Annotated in this window: 10 protein-coding genes; 3 read left to right on the forward strand and 7 right to left on the reverse strand. The window is 52.5% G+C overall.

Annotated elements, in window-relative coordinates; translation table 11 throughout:
- Positions 1-88 precede the first annotated feature (88 nt).
- The 5 genes from FRZ59_RS11215 to FRZ59_RS11230 all read right to left on the reverse strand — a co-directional run bounded on the left by FRZ59_RS11215 (position 89) and on the right by FRZ59_RS11230 (position 5,112).
- A complete protein-coding gene (locus FRZ59_RS11215) occupies positions 89-1,039 on the reverse strand; it encodes a DMT family transporter (RefSeq protein WP_132129031.1) in 951 nt (316 codons plus the stop codon).
- Between the two features lie 169 nt (positions 1,040-1,208).
- A complete protein-coding gene (locus FRZ59_RS11220; protein ID WP_132129032.1) occupies positions 1,209-1,955 on the reverse strand; it encodes a DUF4397 domain-containing protein in 747 nt (248 codons plus the stop codon).
- A 100-nt stretch (positions 1,956-2,055) separates the two neighbouring features.
- On the reverse strand, positions 2,056-3,804 hold the full coding sequence (gene recQ / locus FRZ59_RS11225) for a DNA helicase RecQ (protein ID WP_225975290.1): 1,749 nt from the start codon (positions 3,802-3,804) through the stop codon (positions 2,056-2,058).
- Positions 3,801-3,956: a hypothetical protein gene (locus FRZ59_RS19100; RefSeq protein WP_225975036.1), complete on the reverse strand. Its 156-nt coding sequence runs from the start codon at positions 3,954-3,956 to the stop codon at positions 3,801-3,803. Before FRZ59_RS19100 ends, recQ begins: the two co-directional genes overlap by 4 nt.
- A 13-nt stretch (positions 3,957-3,969) precedes the next feature.
- On the reverse strand, positions 3,970-5,112 hold the full coding sequence (locus FRZ59_RS11230; RefSeq protein WP_225975291.1) for a Gfo/Idh/MocA family protein: 1,143 nt from the start codon (positions 5,110-5,112) through the stop codon (positions 3,970-3,972).
- A 104-nt stretch (positions 5,113-5,216) separates the two neighbouring features.
- Between FRZ59_RS11230 and FRZ59_RS11235 the strand changes: the two genes are divergently transcribed.
- Positions 5,217-7,334 carry an outer membrane protein assembly factor BamB family protein gene (locus FRZ59_RS11235; RefSeq protein ID WP_132129035.1) on the forward strand — a complete coding sequence of 706 codons (2,118 nt, stop codon included), beginning with the start codon at positions 5,217-5,219 and terminating at the stop codon, positions 7,332-7,334.
- A gap of 23 nt (positions 7,335-7,357) precedes the next feature.
- Here the strand turns inward: FRZ59_RS11235 and FRZ59_RS11240 are convergent, their stop codons facing one another.
- Positions 7,358-8,812 (reverse strand): arylsulfatase, encoded by a 1,455-nt coding sequence (locus tag FRZ59_RS11240; RefSeq protein ID WP_225975037.1) that lies wholly within the window; start codon positions 8,810-8,812, stop codon positions 7,358-7,360.
- A 115-nt stretch (positions 8,813-8,927) separates the two neighbouring features.
- Entirely contained in the window at positions 8,928-9,071 is a 144-nt protein-coding gene (locus FRZ59_RS18525) for a hypothetical protein (protein ID WP_158640613.1), read from the reverse strand.
- Positions 9,072-9,143: 72 nt separating this feature from the next.
- Here FRZ59_RS18525 and FRZ59_RS11245 point away from each other — a divergent pair, with 72 nt between their 5' ends.
- Both FRZ59_RS11245 and FRZ59_RS11250 read left to right on the forward strand, forming a co-directional pair.
- Positions 9,144-11,381 carry a heavy metal translocating P-type ATPase gene (locus FRZ59_RS11245; RefSeq protein ID WP_132129252.1) on the forward strand — a complete coding sequence of 746 codons (2,238 nt, stop codon included), beginning with the start codon at positions 9,144-9,146 and terminating at the stop codon, positions 11,379-11,381.
- A gap of 55 nt (positions 11,382-11,436) precedes the next feature.
- Positions 11,437-12,795, forward strand: coding sequence for a hypothetical protein (locus FRZ59_RS11250; RefSeq protein WP_132129036.1), 1,359 nt, complete (start codon positions 11,437-11,439; stop codon positions 12,793-12,795).
- Positions 12,796-12,819 lie beyond the last annotated feature (24 nt).

Here is a 12,819-nt window from a genome sequence, read left to right on the forward strand (position 1 = left end):
GTTTGTGCTTCTCTTATTTGTAACGCTGATAATATATAATTTGTATAAAGTTGAACAAATTATATTTAAAATGCAATTATCCAGGTAGTTATTGCGTTGCGGAAGCTTGCCGTTCCCGGGGCCCGGGAACCGGTGCCGGAGAAAGGGCCGGCTTTTTTCTGCGTCGTCCGGCGGTTACCAGGTAAATGCCGCCAATGGTCAGTAAACCGGCAAATAAAATATGCCTGCTCAGGACTTCATCCAGAAGCAGCCATCCGGCAAACAAGGCAACCAGGGGATTTATATAAGCATACATGGAAACGGTGGAAGCCGGAAGCTTTTCAAGTGCGTACGTGAACGAACCGTAAGAAACGATAGAACCGAAAACAATAAGATAAAGCAGGGCGTAAACCGCTTCCCCGGTGAATTCCATTCCGCCGTAGTTATCCGAAAAGGGGCTGATGATCAGCATAAAAACCCCGCCTGATAAAAGTTGTATACCGGCGGCGAAGACCGGTTTTATTACCGGTTTTTGTTTTTTCAGCAAAAGCGTGCCACCTGCCCAGGAGAGGGTGGCCACCACGATCCCGATCATTCCTGAAGCATAAGCCGGGTTGACCAGGTCCTGGAGGCCATCACTGAAGATAAGTACCAGCCCGCCGAAACCAAGCAGTATTCCCAGGGCCATTTTCCCGTTCACCCGTTCCGTATTGCCCATAAAGAACACGTTAAAAAGAATGAGCCAGATGGGCATCATGGAGCAGATCAGCGCGGCAATTCCGCTGGTCACATGCTGTTCTCCCCAGCCCACCAGGCCGTTTCCGATACCAATCATCAGGATCCCGGCCAGCAGATGTATTTTAAGGTCTTTCCAGGCCGGGAAACGATGGCCGCTTCCAAGGAAAAAAAGACAAAGCAGGCCTCCGGCCACCACCTGGCGAATACCTAAGAACAGGAAAGGGGGAACGTGCATAATTCCCACCCTCATGGCAAGATAGGTGGTTCCCCAGATAATACACATGGCAGCCAGGGCCAGGTAGGCCCTCCATTGGTTTCTCATAAACGAGTCAGATTGAGCATAAGTACTCTACAGGAAAAGGCCGGTTTTGTTTAGGATCTTGCAGGGAATGTTTAGGATCGGGCAGAGAACGTGCAGAGAAAAGGCTTTAAAACAAAACCGGGTTTACCCGCCCTTGCAGGTAAACCCGGTTTTATTCGTTCCGGTTCCCTCAGGGAGTAGTAGTTGTCGGTTCTACTTCTTCATGTTCAATGGATTCCAGCCCCAGCGCCTTCTGGCCGGTGCCTTCATTGATGCCCCGTACCCAGATGGTGTACACTTTACTGTCCTCGAGATCCACAGTGCCTGAAGCCAGCACATCGCCCGTGCTGCTATCTTTGATGTTCAGCATATGCGCGCCCGCTTCCACTTCTTCATAATCACCAGAGACTTCCTGAAATTTAATATCGCTAAACCAGGGTGTGGTTTCACCCTCCGCTACCAGGTCCACTTCAGGAGTTTCCTTACCCAGGTTAATGAATCTTACTTTTGCCATGCCTTGTGACGGGCTTTCGAAGTTGTCTTCACGCATGATGCCCTTTATGGAGTCTGGGGTGCTATAAATATATACCGAATAGTAAACGTCCTGATTAATCGGCATGATGCTCTGGAAGAGGATACTGTCGTCCTCCGCATGAGTTACCGTAAGAAGATAATTATAGGGTTGAGCCTGAATGTAACTGCTGGTAGGATACCTCCGCGTGTAGGAAATAGGAGCATCTCCAAGCTGATCCTGTTCGAAAACGTCTTGTGTAGCGCTGACATAAAAATCAAGCGCAGCCGTGTCAGGCATCGCATTAATAAAAGAAATAAAGCCCGGCCGTATTTCTCCCGGGTCACTATCGTCGTTAAGACAGGAAGTAAACGAGACAGAGGCGGCAACAGCTATAGAGAAGTAGAGGATACGTTTCAGTTTCATAAAACAAAGAGTTAAGATTTTTTAAATTTAATTTTATGCATCAATTTTAATGCCATTAAGAAGCAGTACGTAAGCAAACGACAAAACGTTACGCCACCCCTCACTTTTTACGATAATCCTGAATTACCTCACAGAAAATGGCGCCGTATTTCCCCGTTTTAACCTCGCCAAAACCGGGGATGCGGCGAATAGCTTCCAGGTCTTCCGGCAAATGCCGGGCAAGTTCCCTCAGGGTAGCATCCGACAGGATAATGTAAGCTGGTACATTTTCCGTTTCAGCCAGGCGCCGTCGTTCAACGCGGAGGATTTCAAATAATTCTTTATCATAGGCTGCTGCTTCTGCTTCTGCATTATCTTTTTCGTTGCCGGACCGCCTTGCCGGACTGCCGGATGTGCGGTTTCCGGCGGCCTCGCTTCCGGCTGAAAGGTTCCCTGCGCCGGCGTAACCTGCGGTCTTTCTCTTCTGCCCGGCGGCCTTTTCCGGTTCTTTTCGGACACTCAGCATCACGGTTTCATCCCCCTTAAGTACGGCCCGGCTCTTAGGGCCAAGCTGCAGTACGGGATAGGGCCCTTCCGATTTCTTTAAATACTCCTGCGCGATCAGCTCTTCCAGATAGCCGCTCCAGGTTTCTCTGCTGAGGTCGCTGCCCACACCGAAGGTTTTAAGGCTTTTATGCCATTCCCGGATTCGCCCGGAAGTATTTCCTTTTAAAAAATCGATCACATACCCGGCACCGAATGATTCGTTGAGGCGGGCTACCGCCGAAAGTGCTTTCTGGGCAAGGATGGTCCCGTCAATGTACTGGTACTTGCCAAGGCAGATATCGCAGTTCCCGCAATTATCCGGAGCTTCTTCATCAAAGTAATTAAGGAGGAATTTTCTGCGGCAGCTCCGGAGGTTGCCGTACAGGACCATCTGGTCCAGCTTTTTGAGCAGGATGCGGCTTTGCTCCTCGTTATTCTCTACAGTAGTGAATTGCTGGAGTTTATTCACGTCTGCATAGGAATAAAAAAGCAGGGCTTCACCGGGAAGGCCGTCGCGCCCCGCCCGGCCGGTTTCCTGGTAATAGCCTTCAATATTTTTAGGTAAGTCCATATGGACGACGAAGCGCACATTGGACTTATCAATGCCCATCCCAAAAGCGATGGTTGCCACGACAATGGATATATCGTCCCGCAGGAATTTTTCCTGCCTTTCTTCCCGGATATGCTTTTCCAGGCCGGCATGATAGGCCTCGGCCGCATAGCCTTTCGCTTGAAGTTTAGCTGCGAGTGACTCAGTTGAATTCCTTGATAAACAGTAAATAATGCCGGATTCCTTTTTGTTCCCCTCCAGGAAATCAAGCAGCCGCTGAAAGCTGTTCCGCTTCGGCTCTACCTTGTAGCAGATATTTTCCCGGTTAAAGCTGGAGATATAGGAAGGCGGGTCTTTCAATTCCAGGCGGCTGATAATATCCGCCCGGGTCAGCTTGTCGGCCGTTGCCGTCAGCGCCATGAAAGGGACTTCCGGGATCTCCTGCCGCAGTTGGCCGAGCAGCCGGTATTCCGGGCGGAAGTCATGACCCCACTGCGAGATACAATGTGCCTCGTCGACGGCGACCAGGGAGAGTTTCAGGCGCTTGAGAAAGCCGATCAGCTGCATATCGGAAGCCATCAGCCGTTCCGGCGCCAGGTAGAGCAGTTTTAATTCATTCCGGTGAACCTGTCTGAAAACAGCCTCCTGTTCATTCCGGCTTTGGCTGGAATTCAGGTAAGCGGCGGCAATTCCGTTGACCCGCAGGGCGTCCACCTGGTCTTTCATCAGGGCGATAAGCGGAGAAATGACAATGGTAAGTCCTTCAAAGATCAGGGCGGGTACCTGGTAACAAAGGGATTTGCCGCCCCCGTAGGCATTAGCACGAGGCTGTCCTTTTTTTGAAGTACGTTCCGGATCACCTGCTCCTGGTTGGGCCGGAATGAGTCATAGCCAAAATAACGTTGTAAGATGCTGATCGGTTCCACAGGTATTGATATTTTATTGCTTTTCAGGCTGCAGATAAACGGTTTTCCCTTTTTCCGCCGATTCCCTCGCGGCTTCCAGGATGCGGACCACCGTGACATTGGTCTTCAGCGAATAAAGTCCGTTTTCTCCCGGGAGCGTCTTTCCCCGGATCACATCAGCCAGGTAAACGAAGGGATTTTCGTAAACAGGCAGGTCGGTTGATGTCACCCGGAACGAGCGTTCGGGCCCCGAAGCGTTCCTGACGCGCATTTCCGTATCGTTCTTTGTAATAATATAACCGCTATCCCCGTAAACGGCCATATCTTTCCTGTTAAAGGGCCAGTTCCAGGAAGCTTGTATAATACATTGTGCATCAGGATAATTAAGAATAATCGTGGCATCATCGTCCACTTTTGGATACCTTTTCGGTTTATATTGCCTGGTGATCGCGGTTACCGAAACCGGCGCTCTTCCCTGCATGAGATAGGTCATTAGGTTCGCGCCGTAGCATCCGAAGTCGATAAGGGCGCCGCCCCCGTTCAGGACCGGATCGGTAAGCCATTCCAGGAATTCCGGGCCTACACCAATCTCCTGCGGCCCCTGGTGGCCGGCATGTACCACTACTTTTTTTAAATCCCCCACATAACTGCTGTCGGAAAGCAGGCGGAATGTTTTTTCCGTGGTGGGGTACCAGGAGGTTTCATAATTGGTAAGCAGGTGGATCTGGTTTTCCCTGGCAAGCAGCTCCATGCGCAGCGCATGCTTTACGTTTGTGGCAAGAGGTTTTTCCACCATGACGTGAATGCCCCGGGGAGCGCAGCTTTCCACCACTTCCAGGTGTTCGTAAATAGCGCCGAAGGCCGCTACTGCTTCCGGCCTGGCAGCCTCCAGCATCGTGTCAAGATTACTGTAAAAGAGGCTGGCCGGCAAATCATATTGTTCCCGGAACTGCCGGGCAAGCCCGGTGTCCGGCTCATAAATACCCACCACTTTTACCGCTTCGGTACGTTTACTTCCGAAGATCCAGGCAGCATGGCCATGCGTGATGCGGGCAATAGCCAGGCGCAGGGGTTCTTCGCCCTGCGTTTCCTGGAAAGGCGTGTCCTCGCTGCCGGCGGACGGCCCCTTGCCCGCTTGCCCCCGGAGGGACAGGCAGGGAATGCCGGCGAATATCACGATCAAAAAGATGGTTATTGTGCGTAGGTGAATTTTAAACATGCTACCCGTAAAGATAAGATTAATCTTTTTTACGGGATTATCTTTTTATATATTCAGGGCACGTGAAGCTGTTACTTTTTATTTCCGCTGTACTAGCCTGCGCTTGTCAACCCTTCGGCACCGGCAACCAGGATAGCAAGAAAAAATTCCGTTCCTGGGAAATTGCCGGCGGCGGCCTGGGTGAATCCATACGTTATTCTTCGCTCAAGGAGATCAACCGGGAGAATGTAGGAAGGCTGGAAGTTGCGTGGACTTATCATACCGGTGATGCTGATACGGGAAATAATTCACAGATACAATGCAATCCCATTATTGTGGACGGCACCTTGTACGGAACCTCACCTGCGCTGAAATTGATTGCCCTGGATGCTGCCACCGGCAAGGAACGCTGGATCTTTGATCCTGTAACTGATCCAAATCATGCTATTACCAATAACCGGGGTGTAACCTGGTGGGAAAACGGCAAAGACAAGCGGATACTTTACGCTGCCGGCAGTATGTTATATGCAGTGAATGCACGTACAGGTAAGCTGGTCGAAAGTTTTGGCAGCAACGGGAAGCTGGACCTGCATACCGGCCTGGATGAACGGTCGGGGCAGTTATTTGTTTCGGCTACATCTCCAGGGATTATCTACCGGGATTTGTTCATCATCGGAACCCGGGTTTCGGAGGGATCGGATGCGGCTTCGGGGGATATCCGCGCTTTTAATGCCGAAACCGGTGAACTGGCGTGGATCTTTCATACGATTCCCCGGCCGGGTGAAACCGGGTACGAAACATGGGAAGACAAAGATGCCTGGAAGAAAACGGGAGGCGCCAACTCATGGGCGGGAATGAGCATTGATATGGAAAGGGGGATCGTTTTTGTTCCCACGGGCTCGGCGGGCCCGGACTTTTATGGAGGAAACCGGAAAGGCGCGAACCTTTTTGCCAATTGCGTGCTGGCGCTGGACGCGGCCACAGGAAAACGCCTGTGGCATTTCCAGACCATTCACCATGACCTTTGGGACCGGGACGTTCCCAGCGCACCTGGCCTGGTGAGGGTGCAGTACAATGGCAGCCAGCGGGATGCCGTCGCCCAGGCAACCAAGACCGGCTTTATTTTTCTCCTTGACCGGGAAACAGGGAGGCCGCTATTTCCCGTGGAAGAAAAACAAGTCCCCGTTCAACCGGCGCTTCCTGGTGAGAAGCCCTGGCCTACACAGCCGGTGCCGCTGAAACCCGCTCCATTTCTCCGGCAGGAATTCAAACCGGAGGCTATAAACAGGTATGCCAGCCTTTCAGACAAAGAAAAAATAAAACGGCAGTTGGAGCAGCTGAATTACAGCCACATGTTTTCACCGCCCTCCCTTAGCGGAATTGTAATGTTCCCGGGCTTTGACGGCGGTGCGGAATGGGGCGGGACCGCCTTTGACCCTGCCACCGGTTTGTTCTACGTGAACAGTAATGAAGTGCCCTGGGCCATGACAATGGTCGGGAGTGCGCTGACCGGAGGCGTTTCCGCGGGAAGAAGGGCCTACCTGGCCAATTGTGTCACCTGTCACGGCCCCGATCAAAAAGGAAGCGGAGATTTCCCTTCTCTCGAAAGCATAGATACTGCTTATTCCCGGGGCGAGCTGCTGACGCTCCTTAACCAGGGAAGGAGAAGGATGCCGGGCTTCAGCCATTTATCTGCTGCGGAGAAGACCGGGCTGATCAATTACCTCCTTGAAGAACAGCAAGCCGAAACATCCGGAGCGACTGAAGTTGATCGGTATGTGATGACAGGCTATAAAAAAATGCAGACAACTGATGGATACCCTGCGATAGATCCTCCATGGGGAACGTTGAACGCTATAAACCTGAACACGGGTGAATACGCGTGGCGCATTCCGCTGGGAGAATACCCGGAACTAAAGGCCAGGGGCATTCCCCCAACCGGTACCGAAAATTACGGCGGGCCAGTAGTTACAGCAGGCGGGCTTCTTTTTATTGCGGCCACTCCTGACACCCGTTTCAGGGCATTTGATAAGAAAACGGGCGAATTACTTTGGGAAAAAATCCTGCCGGCGCCTGGTTTCGCTACCCCCGCGGTTTATGAAGTGGAAGGCAGGCAATACGTGGTCATCGCCTGCGGCGGAGGAAAATTGGGCAGCCCTTCGGGAGATGCCTACGTAGCATTTGCATTGCCGGAAATGTAAAGGACACGCTGGGACAGCGGGTATTACCGGTCCTGATCGGCTCCGAAAGGAAAATCAGGGCTCGGCGTATGAGCTTCCTCCATGATCGCTGCGATCCTGCTTACTATTTCGGGGTGATCTTCTGCAATATTATTCGTCTCGCCCGGATCTGTTTCCAGGTCGTAAAGTTCAATGGGGGTTTCCAGGCCTTTGTTTACATTCAGCCGGACACCTTTCCAATGGTCCATGCTTACCGCCTGCTTTCCGCCTCCTTCATGAAATTCCCAGTACAGGTAAGAGTGCTGCTGCTGTTCGGCCGTGTTCCCAAACAAGGCAGGAGCAAGAGAAAGGCCGTCGGTTTGTTCCTCCGGAAGCTCGGCGCCCGACAGGCTGGCAAAGGTGGGGAGAAAATCCCAAAAAGCGCCTGCCTGCTTGTTTACGCTGCCGGCTTTAATCCTGCCGGGCCACCAGGCAATCATGGGAACGCGGATGCCGCCTTCGTAAAGATCCCGTTTGATTCCCCGGAAACCGCCGTTGCTGTTAAAAAAAGAAGGGTCATTCCCTCCTTCGCGGTGAGGCCCGTTATCGCTGGTAAAAATAACCAGCGTATTCTTGTCCAGCCCAAGCTCCCGGAGCTGGCTCAGCACCTGCCCCACGTAGCGGTCCAGCCTGCTGACCATAGCGGCATAAGCGGCCTTGGGGTAGGCTTGCGGCGCATAACCTTTTCCATTCCATTCATCCGGTACCCGCTGCGGCTCTTCTCCGAACTTCTTTTTATAACTTTCGAAAATGGTGTCGCTAGGGGCTGTCTGCAGGGCGGCATGGGGCAGGGTATAGGAAAGATACAGGAAGAAAGGCTCGTCTTTGTTTTCACTGATAAAACCAAGCGCCTCGTCATGGATGTCCTGCACAACATATTCTACGGGCTCCGTTGCTGAATTGGGGTATTCCACCCGCTGCGTATCCCGCCATAAGTGGTCCGGGTAATAGTTATGTGATTGCCGCTGGCAGTTGTATCCGAAGAAGGTGTCAAATCCCTGGTTGAGCGGATCGCCCGGGCTGCCCACAAAGCCTAAGCCCCATTTCCCGAAATTCCCCGTCACATAACCGGCTCTCTTCAATACTTCGGCAATGGTCACCGCAGAATCAGGAAGCGGCCATTGACCTTCGGGTTGTATTTCCTTATTTCCCCTGATGGGGGTATGGCCGGTGTGCTGCCCGGTAAGAAGGCTGGAACGGGACGGAGCGCAAACCGTTGTCCCGGCATAGAACCTGGTAAAGCGCATACCTTCCTGCGCCATTTTATCCAGGTAGGGCGTCCTGATCAGTTCCTGGCCGTAACAGCCCAAATCACCGTAACCAAGGTCGTCCGCCATGATAAAAATGATATTCGGAGGGGACTCTTCCGCCTTCCGCTGCTGCAGGCTATTACAGCCTGCGGAAAAAATAAAAATGATCGCGAAAGCGATGAGAAATATAAGTTTACCGGGTTTCATCATCTGGATCTGATTTGTTATACTGCTTGCTGCCTTTCAGCCGGCTGCTCAGGATGGCTAATTTTGTAAAAACTATTAGAATTCGCCAGAAAAATCACAAACTTGAGGATTTTTTTTACTAAAGCAATAATTCCATAGCTCCGTGACGCGAAATGATCACCACACTGGCTGCCCGGCAAACAGGAGACGGGGAACCCATATTTAAGCGGCCAGATGCGAAGCGGTGGGAAATTGCCGAAACCAGGGGAATCTTATAAATCATAGCGGGAATGATATAAAGTCTGGCAGGATAAGGGTCGTATTTTTGTATCAGTTGTTGAATTAACAGGAGATGATGATGCAAGATATAAAAACAAGCCGGCTTACCCGGAAAACCTTCCCGGTAACCGGAATGACCTGCGCTGGCTGTGTAGTTAGTGTGGAATCCATGCTCAAGACTGCCCCCGGGGTGAAGGACGCGGGTGTGAACCTGGCCAACCAAAGCGCCTGGGTGGAATATGATGAAGAGCAGAATACGCCGGCAGGATTGCAAAAGGTGGTTCAAAGTATCGGCTACGACCTGATCGTGGATGCGGAAGACCCTTTTAAAGAACAGGAGGAGGCCCAGCTGCGGCAATACCGCAGGCTGAAGTCCAGGACCGTTTGGGCGCTGGTCCTGGCGGCGCCCGTGGTAGTCATAGGAATGTTCCTGATGGGCATGCCTTACGCGAACTGGATATCCTTGCTGCTGACCGCGCCGGTGGTTGGCTGGCTTGGAAGGGGCTTTTTTATCAATGCCTGGAAACAGGCCCGGCATGGAAAGGCCAATATGGATACGCTCGTGGCCCTGAGTACCGGGATCGCCTTTCTTTTCAGCGCATTCAATACCTTTTATCCCGAATTCTGGCTCCGGAGAGGGCTGGAGCCGCATGTTTATTTTGAAGCCGCGGCAGTGATCGTTGCGTTTATTTCCCTGGGCAAGCTCCTGGAAGAACGGGCGAAGTCGAATACGTCTTCAGCTATCCGTAAACTGATGGGCTTTCAGCCAAAAACGGTGAGGGTGCTGCTGGACGGCCGGGAACAAGACCTGCCTGCCACGGAAGTAGAAGCAGGTTACCTGGTTGTGGTCCGGCCCGGCGAACGGGTGCCGGTGGATGGCCTGGTTACCGAAGGGGCTTCTTTTGTTGATGAAAGCATGATCAGCGGGGAGCCGGTACCGGTGGAAAAAAAGGAGGGCGCGAAAGTATTTGCCGGAACCGTGAACCAAAAGGGCAGTTTCCGTTTCCGGGCCGAGAAGGTGGGGAGCGAAACCCTGCTGGCACACATTATAAAAATGGTGCGGGAAGCCCAGGGAAGCAAGGCCCCTGTTCAGAAGCTCGTGGATAAGGTAGCGGGAATATTCGTTCCGGTGGTGATCCTGATCGCCATCCTCAGCTTTGCCGCCTGGATGGTGCTGGGAGGAGAGAATGCCTTTACCCACGCGCTGCTCAGCGCCGTCACCGTACTGGTAATCGCCTGTCCCTGCGCGCTCGGCCTTGCCACTCCAACGGCCATTATGGTAGGAGTAGGGAAGGGCGCAGAAAATAATATCCTGATAAAAGATGCAGAGAGCCTGGAACTGGCCCATAAAGTAAACGCCCTTATCCTGGACAAAACCGGGACCATTACCGAGGGAAGGCCGGTGGTAACTGATCTGAGCTGGACGACGGAAGAAAAGGAGGATTTCCTGAAGCAGGTGCTGTATACGCTGGAACTGCATTCCGAACACCCGCTGGGAGAGGCTGTGGTGAATAAGTTCAAAGAGGAAAAGGTAAGTTCCCTGCCCCTGGCCGATTTTGCCAGTATCACCGGCCAGGGCGTACGGGCCGGAGTGGAGGGGCGTGTTTTTTATGCCGGCAATAAAAGATTGCTGGAAGAAAATGGGATCCCCGCGGATGCAAGGACCGAAGCCAGGGCGGATGAACTTCGCGGGCAGGCCAAAACGGTGATCTATTTTGCGGACGAAAAACGAGTACTGGCCATCCTTGCCATCGCGGACCAGGTTAAAAGCAGCTCCCGCGAAGCAATACAGGCTTTGAAAGACCAGGGAATTGACGTGTATATGTTAACGGGGGATAACCGGCAAACCGCCGCAGCAGTAGCCCGGCAGGTAGCGATCACCGATTTTCAGGCGGAAGTGCTTCCCTCGGGGAAAGCAGAATTCATTCAAAACCTGCAGTCAAAAGGAAAGATCGTGGCAATGGTGGGAGACGGGATCAATGACTCTCATGCGCTTGCCCAGGCGGATGTGAGCATTGCGATGGGGAAAGGCAGCGACATTGCGATGGATGTGGCAAAAATGACTCTTATTTCTTCCGATCCGGCGCTTTTGCCAAAAGCCCTGCAGCTTTCGCGGAAAACGGTAAGGACCATTAAACAGAATCTTTTCTGGGCATTCATTTACAACCTGATAGGCATACCCATCGCTGCAGGCTTACTGTATCCTCTGAACGGCTTCCTGCTCGACCCCATGATAGCGGGGGCGGCCATGGCGCTCAGTTCCGTATCTGTTGTAAGTAACAGCCTGCGCCTGAAAACTGCGAAGATCGGCTGACACAGCATCAGTAAACGATATGAGAAAAAATTAAGGACGAATAATAACAAACAGTATGAAAACTAACAGGATCTTTTTAACAGCGGCTCTTCTCTTAGCGGCCGGCAGCCTGACGGCGCAGCATATGCATCATCAGGCTGACAGCGCCGGGCACGAGGCTGACAGCGCCGGACACCAGGAAGCTGAAATGCATAGCCCTCCTATGTCACATTCCTTTTCGGAAAGCTTGCCCATGAACCGTAATGGTTCGGGAACAGGATGGCTTCCGGACGCAGCGCCCATGTACGGGTATATGCTTCATACGAAAAAATGGATGTACATGTTTCACGGGAATGTTTTCCTGCGCTACAATAACCAGGATATCGGGAATGAAGGGAGCCGCGGCGGCGATAAAATAGACGCGCCCAACTGGTTTATGGGGATGGGGCAGACCCGGTTGGGAAAGCGCGGGCTTTTCCGGTTCAGCGCTATGCTATCTCTTGACCCGCTGACAGTAGGCGGGGAGGGGTATCCGCTCTTGTTCCAGTCCGGCGAAACCTGGAATGGCGAGCCTCTGGTAGACCGGCAGCACCCGCACGACCTGTTTTCGGAACTTTCCGTTGCTTATACCTATAAGGTTTCTGATGATGCGGATGCGTTTGCTTACCTGGGCTACCCGGGCGAGCCTGCACTGGGACCGGTTGCCTTTATGCACCGGGTTTCCAGCCTCCCTAATCCTGACGCGCCTATCGGGCATCACTGGCAGGATGCGACGCATATTACCTTTGGGGTAGGAACACTTGGGTTCCGGTATAAAGACTTCAAACTGGAGGGCTCGGTCTTTACCGGCCGCGAACCGGACGAAGAAAGATATGGATTTGACCGGCCTCGTTTCGATTCCTGGTCGGCGCGCCTTTCCTACAACCCTTCGCCGTCATGGGCGCTGCAGGTCTCCCAGGCCCGGGTAAAAGATGTTCATGAACTGGGCCCGCGGGAGGATGTTAACAAGACTACAGCCTCTGTCATCCATGCCCTGCGCCTTGGTTCGGAAACATTTTTGAATTCCGCGGCCGTCTGGGGTTATAACGATGCGGAAAGCCATCATAAACAACATTCTCTGCTGTTGGAAACTGCATTAAGCCTGCGTTCGACGACCATTTACGGTAAGTATGAATGGGTAGAAAAATTAACGGAAGACCTTGTGCTGGACGAGGAACATTACGGGCACGGCACCGTTTTTCCGGTGAATGCCGTTCACCTGGGTGTTCAGCAGCGGTTACTCAATGCTTTCAAAACCAATCTTGCGCTAGGTGTGCAGGGAAGCTGGTATGGAGTGGATGACCAGTTGCAGGACCTCTACGGTTCCAACCCCCTTGCCCTGCAGGTTTACCTGCGGATCTACCCGGGAATGATGAGTCAGGGCGCGAAACGATAAATCATCCGGTAAAAATACCTGAAT

Origin of the sequence: Anseongella ginsenosidimutans, assembly GCF_008033235.1 — a bacterium.
GTDB lineage: Bacteria > Bacteroidota > Bacteroidia > Sphingobacteriales > Sphingobacteriaceae > Anseongella > Anseongella ginsenosidimutans.